We start from the raw sequence: 26,561 nt of genomic DNA on the forward strand, positions 1-26,561 counted from the left end.
AGCGGACCGGCGATACGCCACGAAAGCGATTCAGTGAACGCTTGCGTTCACTGACGGGGACTCACTAACGTTGACGCGACAGTGAACGCGAGCGTTCACTAACGCACTTGTGGGGGACCCAATAGTGACAACCTCTCAACTGACAAAGGACCAGAAGCCGGGGGCAGCCCGCCGGGAGGGACGTCCCGGCATCGCGCTCACCGTCATCGCGGCCTGCCAACTCATGGTGGTACTCGATGCGACGATTGTGAACATCGCACTCCCGCACATTCAAGACGCGCTCAAGTTCTCAACGACCGATCTCACGTGGGTCGTCAGCGCGTACACGCTCACCTTCGGCGGTCTGCTGCTGCTCGGCGGCAGGGCCGGCGACATCCTCGGCCGGCGCCGGGTCTTCATGACCGGCATCCTGCTCTTCACGCTCGCCTCGTTGCTCGGCGGTTTCGCCCAGGAACCCTGGCAGTTGCTGGCCGCACGCGCCCTCCAGGGCGTCGGTGGCGCGATCGCGTCGCCCACCTCGCTGGCGCTCATCACCACGACCTTCCCCGAAGGTCCCGAACGCAACAGGGCGTTCGGGGTCTTCGCCGCGGTCTCGGCCGGCGGCGGCGCGATCGGTCTGCTGGCGGGCGGCATGCTCACCGAGTGGCTCGACTGGCGCTGGGTGCTCTTCGTCAACGTACCCATCGGCCTGCTGATCGCGTTCCTCACGCCGCTCTACATCAGCGAGTCCGAACGGCATCCGGGGCGCTTCGACATCGCGGGCGCACTGACCTCGACACTCGGCATGGCCTCCCTCGTCTACGGCTTCATCCGGGCCTCGGAAGAGGGCTGGCGGGACAACCTCACCATCGGGTCCTTCGGAGCGGCGGCGGTCCTGCTGCTGGCCTTCGGGCTGATCGAGTCCAGGGCCAAGGAACCGATCACCCCGCTGCGCATGTTCGCCGACCGCAACCGCTCGGGCACGTATGTGATCATGCTGAGCCTGGCCGCGGCGATGTTCGGCATGTTCTTCTTCATCGTGCTGTTCGTGCAGAACGTACTGGACTACACGCCCATCGAGGCGGGCCTGGCCTTCCTCCCGGTCACGGTCGCGATCGCCATCGGTGCGGGCCTGTCGCAGCGGCTTCTGCCCGTGCTCGGTCCCAAGCCCTTCATGGTCGTGGGCTCGGCGCTCGCCGTGATCGGACTCGGCTGGCAGACCTTCATCAGCCCGGACAGCTCGTACGCCGGCGGGGTACTGGGCCCGATGCTGGTGTTCGGCTTCGGCATGGGGCTGAACTTCGTGACGCTGACACTCACCGCGGTCTCCGGTGTCGCCCAGCACGAGGCGGGCGCGGCGTCCGGGCTGCTCAACGTCACGCAGCAGGTGGGCGGTTCCCTCGGCCTCGCCATCCTGACCACGGTCTTCGGTACGGCAAGCCGTGACGAGGCGGAGAAACAGCTGCCCGCGTTCATGGCGAACGCATCGCCCGAGCAGAAGGCGGAGTTCGCGCAGACGCAGCAACTGCCCGCTCCCTGGGGCAATGAAGTGCTCGCCCAGGGCATATCCACTGCCTTCATCCCGGCCGCGGCGATGGCCGTACTGGCCCTGGCCGTCGCCGCGTTGGTGATCCGGGTCCGCAAGAGCGATCTCGACGCCCTGTCGGGCACCGCAGGACCCGCCGGGGGCTGACCGCTGCCGAGTGGGTCGGACCCGCGTCCACGGGACGCGGGTCCGACCCACTCAGTACGTTCTGGTGCGTGCCTCAGCGGTACTGGAACTCGTCACGGAGCCGAAGGCACTCCTCCCAGTCCTCCTCGGCCGACAGCGGCCGGTCCTCGAGGATGGCGCGGGCCCGGACCTCGCCCCAACTGGTGGCGTACCAGGGCTTGTTCTCCTTCTTCAGTTCCCTCGCGATGGGCTCGAGCGCGCAGGAGCGCAGCGGCTCCTCAAGCTTGTCGAGGGCGGGTACGGCGTCCGCGGACAGGCCGCGCGCGTAGTCGACGTCGAACTTGCCCTCGCCGTCCTTCTTGCTCGTGGCCTCGTACCGCTCGACGTTGCGCTCGGCGACCAGGCCGTCCGGCGAGACGAGCCCGAAGGCAAGCACACCCGCGGCGGCACTGGCCATCACGGCACGCGGCAGCCAGCGGGCTCCCCATACGCCGGCCGCCATGATGAGCACGATGACCAGGCCGAGCCAGAGCTCCACGGCCACCACCGAGATCCTCAGTCGCGTCAGTCCATACGCCTCCACGTACATGTCCATACGCCGCACCGCCGATGCCACGACAACGAGCGTGAGAACACAGAGAGTTCCCAGGACAGCGCGCACCAGCGTCCAGTCGCGCGCCCCGTCGCGCGGAGCCCAGCGCAGGGCGAAGACGATGACGAGCAGGGTGAGCAGCGTGACCAGGAGCAGCTGCCAGAAGCCCTGGCGCGCGTACTCTGCGTAACTCTGGTCGGTCTTCTCCAGCACGGTGTCGTATCCGCCGAACAGGACGGCGAGTTGGACGGCGTTGAAGGCCGCGAAGAGCACGACGAGCACGATCAGGGGCAGCGCCCACTCGAGACGGCCACGCTCCCGGCCCGGGGGCACCTCGACGCGGTCCCACTGAACGGGCGCTGCGGCCGTGTGTGCCGCCGCCAGTGCGCCGACCAGGCCGAGCACCAGCAGGACGAGGTGCCAGGGGCCGCCGGAGACGGAAGCGTCCGGCATGAGGCCGCCGAGCAGATCCGCGAAGGCCGCGTCGGCCCCCGCGAACAGTGCCCCGAAGACCAGCAGCAGAACCGCGGCCACCGCGAGCGCGCGCAGCACCGGGCCCAGGCTGCCGCGGGCCCCGCCGAACCGTTCCCGCAGGCCTCGCCAGCCCCAGACGGGGCCGGTGAGAACCGAGGTGTACAGGCCGATCGGGCCGAACAGCACTCCGGTCCAGGTACGGCCGCCGTGCAGCGCGAGCGAACCCGCGGCCACGGCGGTCACCACGGCCAGGAACGTCGGCCAGTCGGCGTCACGCAGCGCCGGCACGGCCAGCAGGGCGAAGCCGCCGACTCCCCACACCAGCGTCCAGCGCCGCAGGCCACGGCCGGCCGCCTGAGCGGCGTAGTACGCGGCGAGCGCGGCCGGAACGGCCACCAACAGGAGGTTGAGGGCCAGTCCGTCGCCGAGCAGGAGCATGCTCAGTACGCCGGTGGCCAGGGCGGCCCAGAGGGTGGCGGGGCGGACGGGTGCCGGGGACTTCGCCTGAAGGTCCGCGAACCACCAGGCGGACTCGGCGACCGGGTAGCCCCAGTCGACGTCCCCTCGGTCCGGGTCGTCCCCGTCGGCATCGCCTTCCGAGGCGGCGTCGCCGGAATACGAAGCGGGGACGGCGTCCTCGGGCGCATCGGCATCGGCAGCGGGCTTCTTGGTCAGGGCGACGGTACGCCCACGGACCGCGCCTCCCCCTCCTTCGGAGCCCCCACCTGCGCTCCCCTTGGCGCCCCCTCCATCCTCTGCTCCCGGCCTTCTCGGCTCGGCCTCGGACGGCGTGTCTGACACGGGACCCCCTCCCGACCGGTCCACGGGCGGCTCACAGCACGTGGCTGCGGCGGAAGCCCAGGGGACCGGTGTCTCGTCGGTGCACGCCCGAGATGATCAACGAGCGGCGTGGCGGACAGGGTATCCGCGGGTAAGCCGACTCAGCGGGCCGCGGTGGCTCTGTGTCAGGTCTGTGACAGTTACGGAGGCTTGCGCCGGGAGGAAGCAGAGCACAGCGATGCCCGCACTCTCACGGGATGTGGCACGGCAACCCTCCGGCCGTACCCGACCCGGCAGCCCTTCGGGGCCTATGCCCCGTCCTCCGCCGATATCCAGTCCGGCAGGGCCTCAGTCCGTTCCACCCACTCCGCGGGCGGCGCGCCCGCCTTCCCGGCGGCCAGCACACCACCCACGATGGCGCAGTTCGTGTCCACGTCCCCGCCCACCTGCGCGGTCGTCCAGAAGGCCCGCTCGTAGTCGCCGAGCGAACGTGCCGCCGACCAGAGCGCGAACGGCACCGTGTCGTGCGCGCTCGTACGCCGCCCGCAGCCGAGCACCGCGGCGACCGTCGACGCGTCGTCGTAGTCGAGCATGTCCCGGGCACGCCGCAGCCCGGCCTCCACAGCGCTGCGCGGCACGAGGGCCATGACGCCGTCGAGCAGTGCCCCGGCGCTGGGCGGACCACCCGGGGCGGCGGCCAGCGCGGCCGCAGCGGCCACGGCCATGGCGCCGGCCACGGCCTCGCGGTGCTGATGCGTGGGGTACGCCGAAATCTCGGCCTGGTGCGTCGCCTGCTCCGGATCGTCCGCGTACCAGGCGCCCAGGGGTGCGATGCGCATCGCGGCGCCGTTCCCCCACGAACCCTGTCCGTTGAAGAGGGCCGAGGCCAGCTCGCGCCAGTCGCCGCCCTCCCGGATCAGCCGCAGCAGACGGTTGACCGCGGGCCCGTAGCCCCGGTCGAAGTCGTGGTGCTCCGCGAAGGAGCGGGCCAGTTCGTCCTGGTCGACACGACGGTGGGCGGCCAGAACGGCCACTACGGAGCAGGCCATTTCGGTGTCGTCGGTCCACTGCCAGGGGCCGGCTGGCAGAGCACGGCGCTTGAGCAGCGGGTAGTTCTCGGGCACGAAGAACTGCGAGCCCAGTGCGTCCCCCACCGCGAGTCCGCGCAGGGCGGCCAGGGTGCGGGCCAAGCGCCCGTAGGGAGAGGAGTCAGCGGTCATCGCCCTGCCACTTCTATCCGGTGACTCCGTACGGTTTCGGATCACGCCAGCGGTCAAATGGCCGGTCAAGTGTGTACTTGCCGTCCTCCCCGAGAACGAGCATCCGCATCTCCCCGTTCCCGGGATTCACCAGGCACTCGAACTCCGCGACCGACCAGTGGAACCAGCGCATGCAGAACAGCCGCATGGCCAGCCCGTGGGTCACTATGAGCACGTTCGGCGGATGGTCGGGTGCCTCGAAGCTGCGGAACAGGCTTTCCAGGAAGCCGCCGACCCGGTCGTACACGTCGGCGCCGGACTCTCCTTGCGCGAAGCGGTAGAAGAAGTGCCCGTACGCATCGCGATACGCCTTTTGTTGGCGTACGTCCTCCCGGTCCTGCCAGTTGCCCCAGTCCTGCTCGCGCAGCCGCGGCTCCTCGCGTACACGCACCAGTTCGGGGTCGAGATGGAAGGCGCGGAATGTCTCGTGCGTACGGCGATAAGGGGAGACGTAAACGCTTACGCGCTCATGGCCGAACACCTCCCGCAGCCGCTTGCCCGTCTCTTCCGCCTGCCGCCATCCCGTCTCGGTGAGGGCCAGTGCGTGGTCGGGTTCGCGTTCGTACACGGTGTCATCGGCATTGCCCACCGACTCTCCGTGCCGGACAAGAACGATGCGCCGTGGTCGTGCCATGCCAAAACCCTAGATCGGATCGCGGTTGATCGAGCACTCGTACGGGCCCCATACGACGGAGGTCACACAACTGTGACCGCTTCAGACCGTCCAGCCCGGTTCCAGTTCCACGATGGCGCCCGCGAGGGCCGCGACGTCCGCCTCGATCTGGGCCCGCAGGGCGAGCCGTTCGACGCGCTCGGCACGGTACTTGCCGTGCTCGGCGGCCGACTTCCACATCGACAGCACCAGGAACTCATGACCGGGTGCCTCACCGAACAGCCCGCGCACCATGCCGGGAGATCCGGCCATCGCCGGGTTCCACACCTTCTCCTGCATCAACGCGAAGTGCTCGGCCCTCTCTTCGTGGACGCGGCAGTGCGCCACCCGTACAAGGTCGGCGTCCGTGAAGCGCGGCTCGAAGCCGGTCTTCACGTCGAATCGATGATCGAAGAGTTTGACATGTGGATCCTTGAAGGTGCCGGACTGCGTCGCGGCCAGCCGGTCATGGGAGCGGGCCATGAAGGAGTCGTAGAACGCACGGCTCTCCCAGAAGGCGAAGACATGGGCCACTCCGGGTCGCCCCCGGCTCCAGCCCCCGCCCTGCCCCCGGAACCCCGGCTCCCCCAGAAGCCCCGCCCATTTCCGCTGCCCCCGTTCAAAACTGCGGCGGTCCACCACGGTGCAGCGAATCCACTTGACCAGCACCGCGCCATCGTAAGGCCACAGAACGTGGCCTCGGTCACGCTCTGGCGGAGTACATCCGCGCGAGCGCCCCCAGGTGCGTGACACGATGGACAACACGCTTCAGCTGCCCGCCAGTTGGAGCGACTGTCACAGGGGACCAGGAGGGGAGATCTGGTGAACGGCCTCAGCAAGGGCATCAGCAAGGTCGAGGTCGCGGTGAAGTGGGACCCGAGTCCCTCCGGTGAGCCACCCACCGATCTCGACCTCGTCGCCGCGACCTACTTGGCGACGAGCACACACGAAAACCCCGACTACGTAGTGCACTTCGACAGCCGATCCCCGGACGGCACCATCACCCTCAACCGGGACAGCAAGGACGGCAAGGGCTTCGGCTGGGACGAGGTGATGACCCTGGAGCTCACCCGTCTCGACAAGCGGTACGCGCGCGTTGTCGTCGGCGTCTGCATCCAGCAGCGCTCCGGGCCGAGGACCTTCGTCGGGGTGCACCACCCCTCGCTGCGCATCAGCGAGGGCTATACCGTCCTGTTCGAGGACGACTTCGGCGGCATACTGGGAGCGACGTCCGCGACAGTCGCCGAGTTCGTACGCGACGACTCCGGAGAGTGGGATTTCCACCCCGGCGTCCGAGGCTTCGACACGGACCCGGCATCCTTCGCCAGGACCATGGGCAGCCGCCACGATTCCTGACCCGCTCAGACCGTGAGGGGCGGTACGGCCTGTGGCCGTACCGCCCCTCACGGTGTGTGGATCAGCTGCAGCCGCTGGTCGAGCCGCAGCCCTCGCAGATGTAGCAGGACCCGGCCCGCTGCATCTTCGTACCGCAGGAGAAGCACAGCGGGGCGTCCGCCTGGATACCCAGCTGCATCTCCACCAACTCCGCGCTGGTGTGCGCCTGCTGCGGGGCGGGCTTGGCCGCCTCGACCTCGGCCCTCGGGGATGCGACGGCCTTCAGTTCCTGCGCGCGGGGCGCGGACTGGGCGAGACCCTCGACGTCGAGCTCGTCGTCGGTCGGCTCGTACGAACCGGTCTCCAGGTGACGCTGACGCTCCGGGGCGGAGTGGATGCCGAGCGCGGAACGCGTCTCGAAGGGCAGGAAGTCGAGCGCCAGGCGGCGGAAGATGTAGTCGACGATCGACTGCGCCATCCGCACGTCCGGGTCGTCCGTCATGCCGGCCGGCTCGAAGCGCATGTTGGTGAACTTCGAAACGTACGTCTCCAGGGGCACGCCGTACTGCAGGCCTACGGAGACGGCGATCGAGAAGGCGTCCATCATGCCCGCGAGGGTGGAGCCCTGCTTGGACATCTTCAGGAAGACCTCGCCGAGACCGTCGTCCGGGTAGGAGTTCGCGGTCATGTAGCCCTCGGCGCCGCCCACCGTGAAGGAGGTGGTGATGCCGGGACGGCCCTTGGGGAGGCGCTTGCGGACCGGGCGGTACTCGACGATCTTCTCGACCGTCTCCCGGATGGTCTCCTCCGCCCGCTCGGCGGCCGCGGTGGCCTCGGGGCTCTGGTTGCCCTTGTTCTTGGCGGAGAGGGGCTGGCCGACCTTGCAATTGTCGCGGTAGATCGCGAGCGCCTTGACGCCCATCTTCCACGCCTCGAAGTAGACCTCCTCGACGTCCTCGACGGTCGCCGACTCCGGCAGGTTGACCGTCTTGGAGAGCGCGCCGGAGATCCAGGGCTGGATCGCGGCCATCATGCGGACGTGGCCCATCGCGGAGATGGAGCGCTCGCCCATGGCGCAGTCGAAGACCTCGTAGTGCTCGTGCCTGAGGCCAGGGGCGTCGATCACATTGCCGTGCTCGGCGATGTGATCGACGATCGCCTCGACCTGCTCCTCCTGATAGCCGAGGCGACGCAGGGCCTGCGGCACGGTGCCGTTGACGATCTGCATCGAGCCGCCGCCGACCAGCTTCTTGAACTTGACCAGCGCGAGGTCGGGCTCGAGGCCGGTGGTGTCGCAGGACATCGCCAGACCGATGGTGCCGGTCGGGGCGATGACGGACGCCTGGGCGTTGCGGAAGCCGTTCTTCGCGCCGAGACGGACCACGTCCTGCCAGGCCTCCGTGGCGGCGGCCCAGATCGGGGTGTCCAGGTCGTCCACGCGGAGGGCCACGGCGTTGGCGTCGGAGTGCTGCTTCATGACGCGCTGGTGCGGCTGTGCGTTGCGTGCGTAACCGTCGTACGGGCCGACGACCGCGGCGAGTTCCGCGGAGCGCTTGTACGACGTGCCCGTCATCAGGGAGGTGATGGCGCCGGCGAGGGACCGGCCGCCGTCGGAGTCGTACGCGTGGCCCGTGGCCATCAGGAGGGCGCCGAGGTTGGCGTATCCGATGCCCAGCTGACGGTAGGCGCGGGTGTTCTCGGCGATCTTCTGGGTCGGGAAGTCCGCGAAGCAGATGGAGATGTCCATCGCCGTGATGACAAGCTCGACGACCTGGGAGAAGCGCTCGACGTCGAAGGCCTGGTTGCCCAAACCGTCGTCCTTCAGGAACTTCATCAGGTTCAGCGAGGCGAGGTTGCAGGACGTGTTGTCCAGGTGCATGTACTCGCTGCACGGGTTCGAGCCGTTGATACGGCCGGACTCCGGGCACGTGTGCCAGTGGTTGATGGTGTCGTCGTACTGGATGCCCGGATCGGCGCAGGCCCAGGCGGCCTCGGCCATCTTGCGGAAGAGCTCCTTGGCGTCGACCTCCTCGATGACCTCGCCGGTCATCCGCGCGCGCAGGCCGAACTTCTCGCCGTTCTCGACCGCTTTCATGAACGCGTCGTTCACACGGACCGAGTTGTTGGCGTTCTGGTACTGGACGGACGTGATGTCGTCGCCGCCCAGGTCCATGTCGAAGCCCGCGTCACGCAGGGCGCGGATCTTCTCTTCTTCCTTGACCTTGGTCTGGATGAAGTCCTCGATGTCGGGGTGGTCGACGTCGAGGATGACCATCTTGGCGGCACGGCGGGTGGCGCCACCGGACTTGATCGTTCCTGCCGAGGCGTCGGCACCGCGCATGAAGGAGACCGGACCGGAGGCGTTGCCCCCGGAAGACAGCAGTTCCTTGGACGAACGGATCCGGGAGAGGTTCAGGCCGGCCCCCGAGCCGCCCTTGAAGATCATGCCCTCTTCCTTGTACCAGTCGAGGATCGAGTCCATGGAGTCGTCGACGGCCAGGATGAAGCAGGCGGAGACCTGCTGAGGCTGCGGAGTGCCGACGTTGAACCACACCGGCGAGTTGAAGCTGAAGATCTGGTGCAGGAGGGCGTACGCCAGCTCGTGCTCGAAGATCTCGGCGTCGGCGGGCGAGGCGAAGTACTTGTAGTCCTCACCGGCCTTCCGGTAGGTCTTCACGATGCGGTCGATGAGCTGCTTGAGGCTCACCTCGCGCTGCGGGGTGCCCACAGCACCCCGGAAGTACTTGCTGGTGACGATGTTGACCGCGTTCACCGACCAGAACTCGGGGAACTCGACGCCACGCTGCTCGAAGTTGACCGAGCCGTCGCGCCAGTTGGTCATGACGACGTCACGACGCGCCCACTCGACCTCGTCGTACGGATGCACGCCCGGGGTGGTGTGGATGCGCTCGATCCGCAGCCCCTTGTTCACCTTGGTGCCCTTGGCTCGGGAACTCCGTGCCGGACCGCTCGCCGTCTCTGTCATGCCGCCTCCCTGTATCGGGCCAAAACGCCCTGAAGTGCCTCGTTCTTCCCGGGGCACGTGTGTGTCTGGTGTTGCGCGCAGCGCATACGCGACCGCTCGCAACAGGTCTCTGAATCGCCGCCGACCGGCCGACGCGGGTCGGCCCGCTCGTCAGTCGCCGGCGCCTGCGGGCACGGGGGCTTCGGCAGTCCCTCCGGACCCGCGGTCGCTTCCCTGGCGCCCCTCGCCCGCGTCATCGTCGTCCGCGGCGGGGCGCTGCGTCTGTTCCCTGAGTTCCGCGATGGCGGCCTCGAAGTCCTCCGGCGAGTCGAACGCCCGGTAGACGGACGCGAACCGCAGATAGGCCACGAGGTCCAGCTCCTGCAGCGGGCCGAGAATGGCCAGCCCCACGTCGTGGGTGGTCAGTTCGGCGCTTCCGGTGGCCCGCACCGCCTCCTCGACCCGCTGGCCGAGCTGGGCGAGTGCGTCCTCGGTGACAGGCCGTCCCTGGCAGGCCTTGCGGACGCCATTGATGACCTTGGTACGACTGAAGGGTTCGGTGACTCCGGACCGCTTGACCACCATGAGCGAACACGTCTCCACCGTCGTGAATCGACGGGAGCAGTCCGGACACTGGCGGCGCCTGCGGATCGACGTACCGTCATCGGTCGTACGGCTGTCGACGACACGGCTGTCGGGGTGCCTGCAGAAGGGGCAGTGCATCGAACTCCAACCCTCCTTCACAGCACGACTCAATAGCCTCGACAGGCCACTTGGGCCCCTCGAAGCAGTCCCCAGCATAGGCGATGATCAGACCCCGGAGGACCCGGGGGACCACAACTTCTGGGCTGCTATTGCCATCCAACCACTAGATCTGGGGTTTGGTCGTAAATTTTCCTCGCGTGCGCGTGTCGCTTCCCCCCGAGCGCGCATGGCACATCGATCTCGACATGTGCCGCACACCCATACCGGCGCCGGGGCCTGCGGGGATAACGTGGGCGCCGCACGACAGGGGCCGGTACCCGGTTGACGGGACACCGGGTGGCAGACTGGGCGCCGACCCACGAGGTCATCGCCCCGGCGGCGAAGAGTACAGCGATCAGCCGTTTTGTCCGCCAGATGCAGTGTTGGTCATACACCCAAACACATGATCACGCCAGGCGATTCGCAATCTTTCACTCGAACGTGTGTTTGGCGCAACCTTTCGAAAGCAACTACCGTTGTCCAGCAGGGAGACGAACGAGAGGGGCCAACCGTGACCACCACCGCAGACAGCGCCACCATCACTGCCCAGGACCGCTCCCAGGGCCGACTCGAGCCGGTGCATGCCATGAATGAAGCATTGAATCAGGAGGGACCCAAGCCCACGCGCTCCCTGCCGGGCCGACCTCCGGGAATCCGGGCGGACAGCTCCGGACTCACCGACCGGCAGCGCCGGGTGATCGAGGTCATCAGGGACTCCGTGCAGCGGCGCGGGTACCCGCCGTCGATGCGGGAGATCGGGCAGGCCGTGGGCCTCTCCAGCACCTCCTCGGTCGCACACCAACTGATGGCACTCGAACGCAAGGGTTTCCTGCGGCGCGACCCGCACCGGCCCCGTGCCTACGAGGTCCGAGGGTCCGACCAGTCCACCGTCCAGCCCACCGACACGGCGGGCAAGCCGGCCGCGTCGTATGTCCCGCTGGTCGGCCGAATCGCCGCCGGTGGCCCGATCCTCGCCGAGGAGTCGGTCGAGGACGTGTTCCCGCTGCCCCGACAGCTGGTCGGGGACGGCGAGCTGTTCGTCCTGAAGGTCGTCGGTGACTCGATGATCGAGGCCGCGATCTGCGACGGGGACTGGGTGACGGTCCGCCGCCAGCCGGTCGCCGAGAACGGCGACATCGTGGCCGCGATGCTGGACGGCGAGGCCACGGTCAAGCGCTTCAAGCGCGAGAACGGCCATGTGTGGCTGCTGCCCCACAACTCCGCGTACCAGCCGATTCCCGGCGACGAGGCGACCATCCTCGGCAAGGTCGTGGCGGTGCTGCGGCGGGTGTGAGTACCCGCGGGCGGAACACCCTCCGCCCCCTGATCCGGGCCCCGGAACCACCTGCGCCGGTTTCGGGGCCCTGTGCTGTGCCCGGCCGATGCCGGGGACAGCACAGTCGTCTACTCGCTCTCTGCCTTCCGTGCCGCCTCGTCGATCGTGGCCAGCGACCGCCGTACCTGGTTACGGTCCGTCGTGTACCAGAAGTCGGGCAGTGACGCCTTCAGATAGCTGCCGTAACGGGCCGTGGCCAGGCGCTGGTCCAGTACGGCTACTACGCCGCGATCCCCCATCGCTCGTACGAGACGGCCGGCGCCCTGGGCCATGAGCAGTGCCGCGTGCGTGGCGGCGACGGCCATGAAGCCGTTGCCTCCGGCGTCCTCGACGGCCTTCTGGCGGGCGCTCATCAGCGGGTCGTCCGGGCGTGGGAAGGGGATCTTGTCCATGACGACCAACTGGCAGCTGGCGCCGGGGACATCGACGCCCTGCCAGAGCGAGAGAGTGCCGAAGAGGCAGGTTTTCGGGTCGGCCGCGAAGTTCTTGATCAGCTCGCCCAGGGTCTCCTCGCCCTGGAGGAGGATAGGGAACTCGGGGATGCGTGAGCGTAGTTCCTCGGCCGCCAGTTGAGCGGCCCGCATCGACGAGAAGAGTCCGAGCGTCCGGCCGCCCGCCGCCTGGATCAGCTCCGTCAGCTCGTTCAGCATGTCCGTGCGGTCGCCGTCGCGTGCGGGACGCGACAGATGCTTGGCGACGTACAGGATGCCCTGCTTCGGGTAGTCGAAGGGTGAGCCGACATCGACGCCCTTCCACTGCGGGACGTCCTCGCCCTCCGTGCCCTCGGGAGCCAGCCCCAGCGAGGCCCCGATTCCGTTGAAGTCGCCGCCGAGCTTCAGTGTCGCCGAGGTGAGGACCACGGAACGGTCCCCGAAGAGCTTCTCTCTGAGGAGGCCCGACACGGACATCGGCGCTACGCGCAGGGAGGCTCCGAAGCGGTCATGGCGCTCGTACCAGACGACGTCCCACTCGGAGCCGTTCGTGATCCGCTCGGCCACGTCGTGGATCGACTCCACGGAGGCGAGTGCCTGTTTGCGTACCGCGTCCTCGTCGCCGACGGACTTGTCGCGTGTCGCCCCCATCGCCGAGATCACCGTACGGGCGGCGTCGCGCAGTGCCATCAGCGCGTACCCGAGGTCCTCCGGGATCTCCTCCAGGCGGCCCGGCAGGGCCAGCTCCATCAGGCGCTCGAAGCCCTCGGCGGCGGTCTGGAGCTGGTCGGCCGCCTTCTCGTTGACGAGCTTCGCGGCGCGGCGCACGGCTCGGTTGACCTGGCCGGGAGTGAGCTCGCCGGTCGCGACTCCGGTGACGCGAGAGACCAGCTCATGGGCCTCGTCGACGATCAGCACCTCGTGCTGCGGCAGGATCGGGGCGTCGTCGATGGCGTCGATCGCGAGAAGCGCGTGGTTGGTGACGACGACCTCGGCGAGTTTGGCCCGCTCGCGGGCCATCTCGGCGAAGCACTCTGCGCCGTACGCACACTTCGAGGCGCCCAGGCATTCCCTGGACGACACGGAGATCTGCGACCAGGCCCGGTCGGAGACTCCGGGGGTGAGGTCGTCGCGGTCGCCGGTCTCGGTGTCGTCCGCCCAGTCCCGCAGCCGCAGCAGGTCCTGGCCCAGCTTGCTGGTGGGCGCGGCCGCCTCGAACTGATCGAAGAGGCCCTCCTCCTCGTCCTGCGGCATGCCCTCATGGAGGCGGTGCAGGCACATGTAGTTCGACCGGCCCTTGAGCATCGCGAACTCGGGGCGGCGGCGCAGCAGCGGATGCAGCGCGTCGACCGTGCGCGGAAGGTCCCGCTCCACGAGCTGCCGCTGGAGCGCCAGGGTGGCCGTCGCCACGACGACTCTCTCCCCGTGTGCGAGCGCGGGCACCAGGTAGCCGAGCGACTTGCCGGTGCCGGTGCCCGCCTGGACCAGCAGATGGGAGCCGGCGTCGATGGCCTCCGCGACGGCTTCGGCCATGGTCACCTGGCCAGGGCGCTCCGTACCGCCGACGGCTGTGACGGCGGCATGCAGGAGTTCAGGGAGTGAGTGCTCTGTCATAGCGCGTCCACCCTACGGCGCCGCACTGACACCCGGGCGATCAATGCCGGGGTCGGGCGTGCGATCAAGCGGCCGGGAACCGGATCGGGTTCGACTGGGAACCGGATCGGGTCGAGCGGTGTACCAGAAGTGATGGCGCTACAGCACATCGCGCAGGGCCCGGTCTCGGACCATGAGGGCGGCCCGTTTGTCGGGCAGGTCGACCTCGGCGGAGAACCGGAAGCCGGCGCTCAGGAAGGCGGACACGGAGGGAGTGTTGCGAAGATCGGGTTCCGCGACGACGCGTGCGCACGAGGGGCGCCGGTCGAGTACGAGGTCGGAGACGGCTCTGAGCAGTGTTGAGCCAAGTCCCCGACCGCGGTTGGCGACAGCACCGATGAGGAGGTGGATTCCGGTGTCATGGAGACGAGCGGGATAGTGGCGGGCCAGTGGGTCGAGGTCCGCACGGTAGATCTCCCAGTAGCTCATCGGCGTGCCGTCCAGCACGCCGAGACAGGGAACGCTGCGGCCGTCCCCGTCGAGCTGGGCACTCAGGTGATTCGCGGTGACCGTCTCGGGTCCGGCCAGCTCCCAGAACGCCGCGACGGCGGGGTCATTCATCCAGCGGCTGATGAGCGTCAGGTCACGGTCGATGCGTACGGGGACGAGGTGGAGCAGGCCGGCGGGGCTGGCGATGGGACCCCATCCGCCGATGCCGTCGAGCAGGTCGTCACCGGTCGGGGTGACGGTCGGGGTGACGGGGTCGGGCTTCGCCGTGCTCTTCCCTCCGCCCTGTTCCGCTGCGCGCTCGGCTGCCCTGGCTGCTTCGGCTTCCTCGGCGAAGAGCGCGACGAGTTCGTCGGGCAGACGCAGGTCGAGTGTGTCCTGGCTGTCCGCGTCCGGGCCCGTGTCGCTGCCGAGGGAGGTGATGGGGGCGGAACCGGCGTCGGTGCTCGCATCGGTGGGAGGCACGGCGACGCTCCTCTCAGGAGATGGGGTGGGTCATGTTCCTCAGGAATGAAGGGGGTTGGGGATGGTGACGTAGACGGACTGGGTGTCGACCGGGCCGATGAGTTCGTCGAGCCCGTGCAGCCGGGTCAGCAGGTTGGCCTTGCAGCGCAGGACGGGTGAGTCGAGCAGACAGGCGGGCAGGGGTGTACGCAGTCGTGCGGGGCCGGAGGCGACGTCGGCGAGGAAGTGGCGGAAGGCGGCGAGCAACAGCCGCTCGTCGGCGAGGTGTTGGGAGCCGAAGGCGCCGATGAGGCCGAGCACGTTGTTGATGGCGAGGTAGTAGGCGAAGCGTTCGTCGGTGACCTCGTCGGAGACGAAGGTGTCGCTGTGCTCGCCGATGCCGGGGAGCCGTTTGTCCAGCTCCGTGCGCCGGGACTCGCGGAAGTAGTAGCCCTGGTTGTCGCGGTAGCGGCCACCGACGGGCCAGCCCTGCGGGTCCAGCAGGACCAGGGTGTTCTGCTGGTGGGCCTCCAGCGCGATGCCCGCCTCGCTGTCCAGCCAGAGGACGGGGCGGATCACCTGTTCCAGGTAGCGGAGGAACCACTCGGTGGTGACAGCGCCGCGTGAGCGTCCGGTGTGCCCGGCGAGGCGGGTGACGATCTCGGTGAGCCGTGATCGCATCGTGGGCCTGCCCTGCCCGGAGCCGGACGGTTCGCCGGGCGGGTCCTGAGGCCTGACCGAGACGAGCCCGGCGATACAGGAGACGGAGTCCGTCGGCGTGAACGGGTTGTGGCGGATCATCACGTCGAGCCCGGGCACGGGGTTGCCGTCCGGGTCGTCGACGGCGAGCCAGGCCGGGTCGCGGACGATGTCGAAGCCCGGGTGCGCCGCCCGCCACTGTTCGGCGAGGCCTGCACGCAGCAGGCGGTGGACTTCGACACCGCGGTGGAGTTCCTTGCGGAGGTTCTCCCGGCGGGAGTTGGTGATGCACAGGCCCAGCGAAAGCTTCAGCATCGCGGGGGCGCCGGGGCGGTAGAGGGTGCGTACGGAGGAGGTGGGGTGCCAGGCGTCGCCATGGGGACCGAGGTCCTGGAGCAGACCGGCGTCCAGAAGTTGCGCCGTTGCGGAGCGGTGGCGGACCTCGCGGATCTGCCAGGGGTGCATCGGGAGCGCGGCGTACCCGTCGGGCAGCGGCAGTCCGGGGCCGGCGAGCCGGGCGGTGAGTTGCTGAGCGGGTACGGGGCGGCCACGCTCGGTCCAGGCCGAGTCGGTGGCGAGTACGGAGGGGGCGACAGCCATCCAGTGCGGGGGGAAGGAGCCGCGTGACTCGGGTGAGTAGAGCCGGGTTTCGGCCTCGGAGAGTCCCTCGCGGCTCTTCGGGGTGGGGTGCAGCGGGTGACCGAGCACGAGCGACTGTTCGGCGGAGAGGAAGAGGTCCGGGCCGTCGGCGGGGTGCTCCCTGCGGTCGCTGATGAACAGGACGGTGCGCTGAGCGGAGTCGGCCACGCGGCGCACCAAATCACCGCTGTCGTCGGCCCTGGCCTCCGCCCTGCCCTCCGTACCGTCCGCCTGGGTCTCTCGTCCGAGGAGCGCCGCCAGCGTGGCCGCGTCTGTGGGGGGTGCCTGATGGGGGGCGTCGGAAAGGTGGGGGAGGCCGAAGCGGTGCCAGCCTGTCGGGGACCAGTAGTGCACCGGGACGACCAGGGCAGTGCCGCTGGCCGGGAGTTGGATGCGGAGGATGCCGTCCTTCGGAGCGGCGAGGTCGTTTTCCCGTACCCAGCAGCGCAGCAGGTTCTCCATGGCTGCCGCCTGGGCCGCGGTGTGCGGATCGGGGTGGTCCAGCGGATCCAGGCCGGCGGCGGCACCGCGCAGCCGTGCGGAGTCCCCTGGCGCGGGCCCGGGCCGTCCCTGCTGCCCAGGGATGGATTCTGCGCCCGGGCCCGGCTCGACGGTACGGGTGTCGGTGTGGCTGTGGGGTGCAGGGATGGCGTTCAAGTGAGTTCCTTGGGAGGTGGTTCAGGGTCGTGTCGCGACGAACTGGGGTTGTTCCGGGCTTCGTTGGGCCTGGGCGTTTCGTGGTTGCTTCGGGTGATGTGATGTCGGCGTCCGAGTGGCGCCTGCGTGGAGGTCGGGCCGCTCGGCGACGCCCTGCGGTATCACCGTGCGGCGGCCTGTCCGGCCCACTCGGCCCGTTCCGCGCGCCCGGCCGACCCGCCGTACCCGGCATGCCCGCCATGCTCAATGCCGCGTTCCCGCAGGGCAGTTGGTGCCGCCGCGACCGAGGCGACCGCGTCCGACAAGCGGTCGAGCACCGCGTTCGCCTGCTCGTCGGTGATGGTCAGGGGCGGGAGCAGCCGTACCACGCTGGAGTGTCGTCCGCCGAGTTCCACGATCAGCCCGCGGCGCAGGCACTCCCGCTGGACGGCGACCGCCAGATCGGGGGCGGCGGGACGCGGCCCGCCGACGGCGCTCCCGGCCTGGGCGTCGACCTCGGCGACGGGCTCGGGTGGTTGCTCCGGGTCCACGAGTTCGACGCCGATCATCAGTCCTCGTCCGCTTACGTCACCAATGCAGGGGAAGTCGGCTGCCAGGCCGCGCAGTTGGGCCAGCATGCGTGCGCCGAGGAGGGCGGCGCGCTCGGCGAGACGGTTCTCACGGACGTACGCGAGGGTCGCCGCGCCGGCGGCCATGGCGAGCTGATTGCCGCGGAACGTACCGGCGTGGGCGCCGGGTTCCCATACGTCGAGGTCATCGCGATAGACCACGACGGCCAGCGGCAGGCTGCCGCCAATGGCCTTGGAGAGGACCATCACGTCGGGTGTGATGCCACTGTGTTCCACCGCCCAGAAGGCGCCGGTCCTGCCGACGCCCGTCTGGATCTCGTCGGCGATCAGGGGGATGGAGCGGGCGGACGTGATGTCCCGCATCCGCCGCATCCAGTCGTCGCGCGCCGGAATCACGCCGCCCTCGCCCTGCACCGGCTCCAAGATCATCCCGGCGGGTCCGGGCACCCCGGACTTGGGGTCGTCGAGGAGGGACTCCGTCCAGCGCGCGGCGAGTTCGGCTCCTCGCTCGCCGCCGACGCCGAACGGGCAGCGGTAGTCCTGCGGATAGGGCAGGCGCGCGACCCGTACATCCGACGCGCCCCCGGACGCTTCGAGCGCCCCCGCGGTCATCCCGTGGTAGGCGCCGGAGAAGGCGACCACCCCGGTACGCCCGGTCGCGGCGCGCACCAGCTTGAGGGCGGCCTCGACCGCGTCTGTGCCGGCGGGCCCGCAGAACTGCACGCGCGCGTGGTCGGCGAAACCGGGCGGCAACGTACGGAACAGCTCGGTGGTGAACGTGTCCTTGACGGGTGTGGCCAGATCGAGGACGTGCAGCGGCGCCCCCGAGTCGAGGACCTTTCTGATCGCTTCCAGCACGACGGGATGGTTGTGCCCGAGGGCCAAGGTCCCCGCGCCCGAAAGGCAGTCCAGGTAGCGCGATCCGTCGGCTCCCTCGATCGTCAGCCCACGCGCCCGGACGGGCACGATCGGCAGGGCGCGCGCATAGGTGCGCGCCGCGGACTCGCGCGCCGACTGCCGTCGCAGAATCCCCTCGTGCGCCAAGGGCGCGAGCTCGGCCTCGCGCATCGCGGGCGCCACGCCGGGCTCAGACTCGGTCACGGCCACGTTGTCGGTCCTCCCGCTGTCCAGAGGCGAGTTGCTCGGCCACCCGAGCGGGCGGCAGGGGATGCACGCAGACGGAACGCCACCCGTACGTACCAACGACATGGACCCCGAGGGGCAACGGCGGGACGAAGATCCTTGCCGCGGCGGGACTGCCGAGTGCCAGTGCTTCCGAGGAGAGCGGCAAGGAGCAGGCAGCGAGAGCGGTGACGGGTGTGTAGTGACCGGTGAGCCGGGACCGGATGCGCGACCCTGGCCTGGGAGTGCACGTCCGACTCAATGAGTTCAGGTCAGGCCGCTCACCGTGGTCCTTCCGGGGACGTCAGCCGCAGCACGGTGCCCTCCCCGTCGGCCGAGAGGAGCAGTGTGCCGTCCGGGGCGACGGCGAGTCCGGCGAAGCGGCGGGCCAGGCCGGGCATGCCGCCCGCGAACAGGGCGGGTTCGGCGCGGGGCACTACGCCCGGCGGTGGACCGACCGGCAGCTCCTCGGCGTCGATCCGGGACTCCCCCGTCGTCAGCGAGATCGCCCGCAGCCTGCGCTGCCCGGTCTCCACCGTGAACAGCTCGTCGCCCAGGACCACCAGCCCCTGCGGTGCGCCGAGCCCCTCCGCGACGACCGTCGGTTTCCCGTCCTCCTCGATCCTCAGTACGGCACCCCGCCGCTCGTCGCTGACATAGCAGCGCCCTTCCGCGTCGAAGGCCACGTCCACGGGCTGCTCGAAGCCCTCGGCGAGCACGGTGACGGCATCGCTCGCGTCCACGGCCACGACCCGTCCGGCGCCCGTCTCCGCGACGACGAGCGAACCGTCCGGCCCGACCGTGATGCCCAGGGGCCGGTTCAGTCCGGTGGCCCGTGTCCGGGTGGTCTTCTGCGCCGGGTCGTACGTCTGCACCTGCCCGAACTGCGAGGTGAGGTGCAGGAGTTCACCGTCGGTGGTGATGCCGTGGGAGAAGTGCAGCAGGGCCTCGGTGGTCACGCCACCGGGCTCGCCCCCGGCGGAGCCCGTGCGGTGCGGTTCGCCCTCGTGGGACAGTGCCGGGCTCGCCACCCGGTAGTGGTCGGCGGCGTACACCGTGCCGCCCAGGTCGATCGTGACTCCGTACGGCCCGTCGAAACCGCGCGGCACGAGCTCACGCGTCCGCCCGTCGGGCTGCATCTCGGTGACCCCGCCGCTGGCGTAGCTGGAGACGAACATGCGGTTCTCGGCGTCGAACGCCGCGTTGTCCAGGCCGACCACCCCACTGGTGACCAGCGCCCGCGACCCGCTGCCGTGCAGGTCGATGCGGGTGACGATGCCCTCGGGGCCCCGGGACAGGACGTGCAGGACCCCACCTTGGTCGAACCGCACGGCGACCGGCTGGTGGACGTCGTCCGCGACCACCTCGGGCGCGCCCCCGTCCGGCGGGATCCGCCAGACCTGGCCGTTGAGCAGGGGGTTCGGGCCGCTCATCATGTGCGGGTAGTAGAGGTGGCCGTCCGGGCCGAGCTGCATCGCGTTGCCGAGGGCCAGTCCTTCGGTGAGGACCACGGGGTCGCGGCCGTCCGGGAAGAGCTCCATCAGACGGCCGTCGGGCTTCATCTCGTTCACGAACAGCCGGTCGCCGACGCAGGTGATGCCGTTCGGGTTCGTCACGTCGTCGGAGACGAGCGTGTACTCGCCCCGCGGGCTGCGGCGCCACACCCGCCCCGGAACCAGGTCGGCGATGTACATCGAGCCGTCCGCTCCGAAGGCGAGGTCGTCCGGCGACTGGACGGGGCTGTCCATCGGCACGATCACGTCGACGTCCCCGGTGGCGGGGTCGACGGCGCTGATCTGGCCGGCCAGAAACTGGGCGACGTACAGCCGCCCGTCGGGCCCGAACGCGACACCGTTGGAACCCCACAGCCGGTTGGGCGGGTTGAGCCGCTCGGCCTGCCAACGAGCGCTGGTGACCTGCCGGTTGCCGGTGTCGTCGAACCGGCTGGAAGACACGTTGTTCATGCCGGCTGCTCCGTCTCCCCGAGGACCTCGTCCATGCCGCCGTCCTCGCGCCAGCGGCGGAGCAGCTCGTGGAAGGCGATCGGCCCGTCGCCGTACGACTCGCTGCGCTGCCGCGGCTTGCCTTCGTTGTTGTAGTAGCCGGGGGTGCACTCGGCCTGGAACTTGTGCAGGTCGGCGGCCTTCTCGCGGATCGTGGCCGCCCAGGCGTCCTGGACCTCGGCGGTCGGCTCGACGTACTGGGCCTGCCGCTTGCGCGCCTCGGTGACGATCTCGGCGACGTGGGTCGCCTGCTCGTCGAGGATGTGCACGTAGTTCACGGCGGAGGCGTTCTGCAGCGGGCCGAGTGAGAAGAGGTTGGGGAAGCCGCCCATGGTGAACCCGTGCAGCGTCTTCACGCCGCCGGTCCTCCAGGATTCCAGCAGGTTGGTGCCGCCCCGGCCGTACACCGGCAGCTGTCCGGACAGGATCCCCGACACCCCGACCTGGAAGCCGGTCGCGAAGACGACGCAGTCGACCTCGTACTCGGTGTCGCCGACCACGACGGCGTCCTCGGTGATCCGTTCCACTCCGTGGGTGTCGGCCGTGTCCACCAGCGTCACATCGGGCCGGTTGAACGTGTCGAGGTAGGTGTCGCTGAACGTGGGCCGCTTGCACATGTAGCGGTACCACGGCTTGAGTTTCTCCGCCGTCTCCGGATCCTCGACGATGGAGTCCACCCGGGCGCGCAGCTCGTTCATCTTCATGAAGTCGGCGATCTCGTAGGCGCGTTCCCGCTCCTCGGCCGGCACGTCCGCGTACGCGTTGGTCGGGACGAGCTTCTCCTGCAACCGGGCGCTGCTGGTCCAGGCGTCGTTCACCAGGTCCTCGTCCACCCGGATGCCGGTAACGATCTTCAGGAAGTTCTCCATCCGCCGCTTCTGCCAGCCCGGCTCCAGCGACTTGGCCCACTCCGGGTCCGTGGGGCGCTGGCCGCGCACGTCCACCGTGGAGGGCGTGCGCTGGAACACGTACAGGTGTCCGGCGTCACGGCCCAGGTGCGGGACGACCTGGATCGCGGTCGCCCCGGTGCCGATGACGGCGACATGCTTGCCGGCCAGCTTGTCCAGGCCGCCGTTCGCGTCGCCGCCCGTGTAGTCGTAGTCCCAGCGGCTGGTGTGGAAGACGTGTCCCTTGTATGTCTCGATGCCGGTGACGGCGGGGAGTTTGGGCGTGCTGAGCGTTCCGCTGGAGATCACCACATAGCGGGCCCGCATCCGGTCCCCGCGGTCCGTGCTGACGGTCCACTCCAAGTCGGTGTCGTCCCAGCGCAGTTCGTTCACCTGGGTCTGGAAGCAGGCGTCGTCGTAGAGGTCGAAGTGCCGCCCGATCGCCATCGCGTGCTGCCGGATCTCCTCTCCCGGCGCGTACTTCCACTTCGGGACGTAGCCGAGTTCTTCCAGCAGCGGCATATAGATGTACGACTCGATGTCGCAGTGGATGCCCGGATACCGGTTCCAGTACCAGGTTCCGCCGAAGTCGCCGGCCTGCTCGATCACCCGGATCGACTCCACGCCCGCCTGCCGCAGCCGCGCCCCGGCGAGCAGCCCGCCGAACCCGCCGCCGATCACCACCGCCTCGACCCGGTCGTGCAACGGCTCCCGGGCGACGAACTCGGTGTACGGGTCATCGGCGTACGAGCCCAGGCCGGTGAGGCGCCGGTACTGCTGGTTCCCGTCGGGACGGATCCTGCGGTCGCGCTCGGCGCGGTACTTCGCACGCAGGGCGTCGGGGTCGAAGCCCAGCTCTTCGGGGGTCGAGGGGTGTCCGACGGACTGTGGGGAGGTGGACATGCGTGTGCCCTTTCTGCTGTCCAAGGTGATGGACAGGTGATGCGCTCGTGTGGGGGGACTGCTGATCGGAGCGGAACGCCAGGGCGAGCCGCGGCACATATGCAAGCAGGGCTGGCTGACAGCCTTCGGTCGCTTTCCGGACAGAAACCTGACATGGCGGAGATCACAGCCCGCTGAGACACGAGCGGACTCGATACGTGTCAGACCCAGCGAACTGTCGACGACGAAGCACTCGGGCAGCCGAGCCAGTAACCGAAGCCCCGCCGGGTGTGGATCAGGGCGGGTTTCTCCTGGTCCGCCTTGCCTCGCCGCCGCGACCTGACAGCCCGCCGACTTCAGCGCGCTGGCGAGGGCTTCGGACACGTCGGAACCCTCGGCGCCGGCGATCAGGGCGTGCCGACCTCCGCGGGACGTGGGCGAGGGTTTCTCACGGATGCCAGGCGGTGCGGTCATGGATCTACCGTACGAGCGCTTGCCTAAGTCAAGCAATAGCCTCTCGAAAATTGCTTGACGCAAGTAAAGCGCGCCGGCAGTCGCGCTCGCTACTGGTCGGGGTGGGTCGACTGGCCTTAGGTGTAAGGGAGTTGGTCGATGCGAAGGTGCGTTGCCGACCGTGTTGCCTGCTCAGGGCTTGCCGTCGATCGACAGGTTTCCTTAGCGTTGGCGTGTGAGCAGCACCAAACAGGGCCCGGGAAACCTGCCGGCGGCCTTCACGACGTTCGTGGGCAGACGGCAGGACATCGCCGAGATCCGCCGCCGCCTCGGCGCGGCGAGGCTGCTGACGCTGACCGGAGTGGGCGGGGTGGGCAAGACGCGGCTGGCGCTGGAGGTGGCCGCGGCCGTGCGGAAGGGCTTCGCGGACGGGGTGTGGCTGGTGGATCTCGCCCCGGTGCAGAACCCTGCGACGGTGCCGGGGGTCGCCGCCACCGCTCTCGGCGTGCCCGATCTGTCGGCCAGGCCCGTGATCGAGCAGCTCGCGGGGTTCCTGGCCACGCGCCAGTGCCTGATCGTGCTGGACAACTGCGAGCATCTGGTCGACGCCTGTGCCGAGTTGGCCGACACGCTGCTGTCGGCTGCCCCCGGCCTGCGCATCCTCACCACGAGCAGGCAGACCCTCGGCATCGTCGGGGAGCACGTCTTCACTGTCGCGCCGCTGTCCGTGCCGGACGAGGCGGTGGAGCTGCTGCGGGACCGGGCCGCGGCCTGCCGACCGGAGTTCGAGGTCACCGACGCCAACCGGGCCGCCGTCACCCGGCTGTGCGCCCACCTGGACGGGCTGCCGCTGGCCATCGAGCTGGCCGCCTCCCGGCTGCGTACCCTCTCCGTCGACCAGGTGGCCAACCGGCTGGAGGACCGCTTCGCCCTGCTCACCGGCGGCAGCCGGACCGCCCGCCCCCGCCAGCGGACCCTGCGCGCACTCATCGACTGGAGCTACGAGCTGTGCGCGCCCGACGAGCGGCTGCTGTGGAACCGGCTGTCCGTCTTCGCCGGCGGCTTCGGCCTGGACGCCACCGAAGCCGTGTGCGCGGGGGACGGCATCACGCCCCGGGACGTGCTGGATCTGCTCGACCGGCTGGTCGCCCAGTCCGTCGTCCTCATCACCGAGCGGGAGGGCCAGCCGCGCTACTGGCTGCTGGAGACCATCCGCCAGTACGGCGGACAGCGGCTCACCGAGTCCGGCGAGGAGGAGCGGATACGAGCCCGGCACCGCGACTTCTATCGCCGGCTCGCCGAGCGGATCGCCGAGGGGTGGTACGGCACCGGCCAGGAGGAGGGCCTGGCCCGGCTGCGCGCCGAGCACGGCAATCTCCGTACGGCGCTGGAGCACAGCGATCCGCAGACGGCCCTGGCGCTGGTCGCCGCGCTGCGGTTCCACTGGTGCGCCGACGGGTTCCTCGGCGAAGGGCGGCGCTGGCTGGACCGGGCGCTTCAGACTGCCCCCGAGCCGACCCCCGCCCGGGCCAGAGCACTGTGGGTGGCCGCCTGGGCCGCCCTGCTCCAGGGCGACCATCCTTCCGCGGACCGGGCGCTGGCGGAGGCCGGGGAGCTGGGCGCCCGGCTGGAGGACCCGGTGGTGGGGGCGTACGTCCAGGGCTTCAGGGGCACGTCGGCGCTGTTCCGGGGGCATCTGGCGGAGGCCGTGTCCTCGTACGAGCGGGCGGTGGCCGCGCACGAGGCGGTGGGCGACGGTCCGGGAGCCCTGTTCTCTCTGTTCCAACTCGCCGTGGCACAGGCCCACATGGCCGACCCGCAGGCCGAGCGAACCGGGCGGCGCGCGGTGGCCGCCGCCGAGGCGCACGGCGAGCGGTGGTGCCGCTCCTACGCGCTGTGGGCGCTCGGCCACGACGCCTGGGTGCGCGGCGACCCGGAGTCGGGTGCGGCCCTGACGCGGGCCGGTCTCGACATCCAACGGGGCTTCAACGACTACGCCGGTACGGCGCTGATGATGGAGCTGCTGGCCTGGATCACCGCCTCCGGGGGCGACCACGAGCGGGCGGCGCGACTGCTGGGAGCTGTTCGGCCCCTGTGGCGGGACATCGGCACGACCATCGCGGCGTTCGGCCCGCACCTGGCGGACCGGCACGAGCAGTGCGAGCGGATGGTCGTAGCGGCCCTGGGCCCGGAGGCGTACGAGAAGGCCCTCGCCGAGGGCGGCCGGCACGACCGGCCCGCGCGAGCCATCGTCTACGCCCTCGACAGTCGGCCGGCCCCCGGTACCGGCACCGAGTCGCAGCCCGGGCCCGGTCCGCTGACCCGCCGGGAGCGCGAGGTGGCCGCGCTGGTGGCCCAGGGGATGAGCAACCGCCGTATCGCCGCCGCCCTGGTGCTGTCGCCGCGCACGGTCGACGGCCACGTGGAGCACATCCTGGCCAAGCTCGGCTTCGGCTCTCGTACGCAGATCGCGGCGTGGGTGGCGCAGAAGCAGCAGCGGGGGAATCCGGAGCAGGTGAATCAGGTACCCACCCCGTAGTTCCACCCGTATCCCCGGGCGTGCCCCGCGCCGATGGTGGTCGGCATGGTGCACATCGAGGTGGACGGGAGCCGCTGTGACGGCTTCGGATTCTGCGAGCAGGCCGCGCCCGAGGTCTTCGGGCTCGACGACGACGGCGTGGTCACCGTCCTGGTGGCCGAGGTCCCCGACGAGCTGTCGGAGAAGGCCGAGGCGGCCACTCGGGCCTGTCCCGTGGCGGCGCTGAGGATCGGCCGATGAGGGCGGTGGTGGTCGGCGGCTCGCTCGCCGGAGTGACCGCCGTCGACGAACTGAGGGCGCGGGGCTGGGACGGGGCGATCACCCTCATCGGCGAGGAGGCGCAGGCCGCGTACACCCGGCCGCCGCTGTCCAAGGGCGTGCTGAAGGGTACGGAGGACGCCGGCGATGTCCTGCTCCCGCAGCTCGGCGGTGACGTCGAGGTCCTGACCGGCACGCGCGCCACCGGCCTGGATCCGGACACCCGGCGGGTGCGGGTGGCGGACGGCGAGGAGATCCCGTACGACAAGCTCGTCATCGCCACCGGGGCGCGGGCCCGCACCCTGGGAGAGCACGGGCTCGTTCTGCGCACGCTGGACGACGCCTTGCGCCTGCGCACCGAACTCGCCAAGGCCGCAAGCCTGTTGGTGGTCGGCGGCGGCTTCCTGGGCATGGAGATCGCCTCTGCTGCCGCCGACCTCGGTCTGGACGTCACCGTCGTCGACGTCCGGGAGCCCTTCCTGACCACGCTGGGGCCCTTCCTCGCCGGGCTGTTCGGCCGGGCCACGCGAGAGCGGGGCGTGCGTACGGTCGTGGCCCCGGACGGCGTGGCTCCGCGGCCGTACGGTGCTCAACTCGCCGACGGCAGGCGGCTGGAGGCCGATCTCGTCGTGACCGCCGTGGGCTGCCGCCCCAACACCGAATGGCTGGAGGGCTCCGGAGTGACCCTGCTCGGCGGGGTCGTCGTCGACGAGCACTGCCGGACCACCGTCCCGGATGTCGTCGCCGTCGGCGACGTCGCCGCCTTCCCCACCGGCGACGGCCGCTTCCGGCGCACCCCGCACTGGGACAGCGCGATCGGCCAGGCACGGGCGGGCGTCGCCGCCCTGCTGCACGGGGACGCGGCAGCGCCGTACACCCCGCAGCCGTACTTCTGGACCGAGGCGTTCGGCCTGGCCGTCAAGCTCGCCGGAACCCTGCCCGCCGCCGGAGAGCCGACCGTGCTCAAGGGCTCGGTGGCCGAGCTCTCCGCCCTGCTGCGCTGGGACCACCCGGCCCACCCGGTGGCCGCCGCCCTCAACCACCGCATTCCGGTGGGCCGTCTGCGCGCGCTCGCCGCGTGACACCTGCG

The 26,561-nt window shown here is 69.9% G+C and carries 18 protein-coding genes; 6 read left to right on the forward strand and 12 right to left on the reverse strand.

Going from position 1 to position 26,561, the window contains the following annotated elements:
* Positions 1-124 precede the first annotated feature (124 nt).
* The gene (locus IEZ21_RS28780) at positions 125-1,672 is read left to right on the forward strand and encodes an MFS transporter (RefSeq protein WP_189324789.1); all 1,548 of its coding nucleotides are present in this window, start codon (positions 125-127) and stop codon (positions 1,670-1,672) included.
* Between the two features lie 73 nt (positions 1,673-1,745).
* Here the strand turns inward: IEZ21_RS28780 and IEZ21_RS28785 are convergent, their stop codons facing one another.
* The 4 genes from IEZ21_RS28785 to IEZ21_RS28800 all read right to left on the reverse strand — a co-directional run bounded on the left by IEZ21_RS28785 (position 1,746) and on the right by IEZ21_RS28800 (position 6,077).
* On the reverse strand, positions 1,746-3,518 hold the full coding sequence (locus IEZ21_RS28785) for a DUF4153 domain-containing protein (protein WP_373302318.1): 1,773 nt from the start codon (positions 3,516-3,518) through the stop codon (positions 1,746-1,748).
* Positions 3,519-3,805: 287 nt separating this feature from the next.
* Complete coding sequence (locus IEZ21_RS28790) at positions 3,806-4,717, reverse strand: ADP-ribosylglycohydrolase family protein (RefSeq protein ID WP_189324790.1); 912 nt, start codon at positions 4,715-4,717, stop codon at positions 3,806-3,808.
* Between the two features lie 13 nt (positions 4,718-4,730).
* Complete coding sequence (locus tag IEZ21_RS28795) at positions 4,731-5,390, reverse strand: histidine phosphatase family protein (RefSeq protein ID WP_189324791.1); 660 nt, start codon at positions 5,388-5,390, stop codon at positions 4,731-4,733.
* Between the two features lie 81 nt (positions 5,391-5,471).
* Complete coding sequence (locus tag IEZ21_RS28800; RefSeq protein ID WP_189324792.1) at positions 5,472-6,077, reverse strand: YdbC family protein; 606 nt, start codon at positions 6,075-6,077, stop codon at positions 5,472-5,474.
* A 153-nt stretch (positions 6,078-6,230) separates the two neighbouring features.
* Here IEZ21_RS28800 and IEZ21_RS28805 point away from each other — a divergent pair, with 153 nt between their 5' ends.
* Positions 6,231-6,764: a TerD family protein gene (locus IEZ21_RS28805; protein ID WP_189324793.1), complete on the forward strand. Its 534-nt coding sequence runs from the start codon at positions 6,231-6,233 to the stop codon at positions 6,762-6,764.
* Between the two features lie 61 nt (positions 6,765-6,825).
* On the opposite strand, the gene IEZ21_RS28810 is transcribed toward IEZ21_RS28805, so the two are convergent.
* Positions 6,826-9,729: a vitamin B12-dependent ribonucleotide reductase gene (locus tag IEZ21_RS28810; protein ID WP_189324794.1), complete on the reverse strand. Its 2,904-nt coding sequence runs from the start codon at positions 9,727-9,729 to the stop codon at positions 6,826-6,828.
* Positions 9,730-9,879: 150 nt separating this feature from the next.
* Positions 9,880-10,431 carry a transcriptional regulator NrdR gene (gene nrdR / locus IEZ21_RS28815; protein WP_033318886.1) on the reverse strand — a complete coding sequence of 184 codons (552 nt, stop codon included), beginning with the start codon at positions 10,429-10,431 and terminating at the stop codon, positions 9,880-9,882.
* A 532-nt stretch (positions 10,432-10,963) separates the two neighbouring features.
* On the opposite strand from nrdR, the gene lexA reads away from it, so the two are divergent.
* Positions 10,964-11,746: a transcriptional repressor LexA gene (gene lexA / locus IEZ21_RS28820; protein ID WP_033318887.1), complete on the forward strand. Its 783-nt coding sequence runs from the start codon at positions 10,964-10,966 to the stop codon at positions 11,744-11,746.
* Between the two features lie 110 nt (positions 11,747-11,856).
* Here the strand turns inward: lexA and IEZ21_RS28825 are convergent, their stop codons facing one another.
* The 6 genes from IEZ21_RS28825 to IEZ21_RS28850 form a co-directional block, all read right to left on the reverse strand.
* Complete coding sequence (locus tag IEZ21_RS28825) at positions 11,857-13,833, reverse strand: ATP-dependent DNA helicase (RefSeq protein WP_189324795.1); 1,977 nt, start codon at positions 13,831-13,833, stop codon at positions 11,857-11,859.
* Between the two features lie 138 nt (positions 13,834-13,971).
* Positions 13,972-14,784, reverse strand: a complete 813-nt coding sequence (locus IEZ21_RS28830) for a GNAT family N-acetyltransferase (RefSeq protein ID WP_189324796.1) — start codon at positions 14,782-14,784, stop codon at positions 13,972-13,974.
* Between the two features lie 39 nt (positions 14,785-14,823).
* Entirely contained in the window at positions 14,824-16,758 is a 1,935-nt protein-coding gene (locus tag IEZ21_RS28835; RefSeq protein ID WP_189324797.1) for an IucA/IucC family protein, read from the reverse strand.
* 161 nt (positions 16,759-16,919) lie between these two features.
* Positions 16,920-18,434: a diaminobutyrate--2-oxoglutarate transaminase family protein gene (locus tag IEZ21_RS28840; protein ID WP_373302319.1), complete on the reverse strand. Its 1,515-nt coding sequence runs from the start codon at positions 18,432-18,434 to the stop codon at positions 16,920-16,922.
* A 296-nt stretch (positions 18,435-18,730) separates the two neighbouring features.
* A complete protein-coding gene (locus IEZ21_RS28845; protein WP_189324799.1) occupies positions 18,731-20,413 on the reverse strand; it encodes an SMP-30/gluconolactonase/LRE family protein in 1,683 nt (560 codons plus the stop codon).
* Entirely contained in the window at positions 20,410-22,242 is a 1,833-nt protein-coding gene (locus tag IEZ21_RS28850; protein WP_189324800.1) for a flavin-containing monooxygenase, read from the reverse strand. The genes IEZ21_RS28845 and IEZ21_RS28850 overlap by 4 nt, the downstream gene beginning before the upstream one ends.
* Positions 22,243-22,909: 667 nt before the next feature.
* Between IEZ21_RS28850 and IEZ21_RS28855 the strand changes: the two genes are divergently transcribed.
* From IEZ21_RS28855 to IEZ21_RS28865, 3 genes are read left to right on the forward strand one after another with little or no spacing between them, the layout of a single operon-like run.
* Positions 22,910-25,213, forward strand: a complete 2,304-nt coding sequence (locus IEZ21_RS28855; RefSeq protein WP_189324801.1) for an ATP-binding protein — start codon at positions 22,910-22,912, stop codon at positions 25,211-25,213.
* A gap of 45 nt (positions 25,214-25,258) precedes the next feature.
* Positions 25,259-25,453 carry a ferredoxin gene (locus IEZ21_RS28860; RefSeq protein WP_189324802.1) on the forward strand — a complete coding sequence of 65 codons (195 nt, stop codon included), beginning with the start codon at positions 25,259-25,261 and terminating at the stop codon, positions 25,451-25,453.
* The gene (locus IEZ21_RS28865; RefSeq protein WP_189324803.1) at positions 25,450-26,553 is read left to right on the forward strand and encodes an NAD(P)/FAD-dependent oxidoreductase; all 1,104 of its coding nucleotides are present in this window, start codon (positions 25,450-25,452) and stop codon (positions 26,551-26,553) included. The genes IEZ21_RS28860 and IEZ21_RS28865 overlap by 4 nt, the downstream gene beginning before the upstream one ends.
* Positions 26,554-26,561 lie beyond the last annotated feature (8 nt).

Source organism: Streptomyces flaveus (assembly GCF_014647675.1).
Classification (GTDB): Bacteria; Actinomycetota; Actinomycetes; order Streptomycetales; family Streptomycetaceae; genus Streptomyces; species Streptomyces flaveus.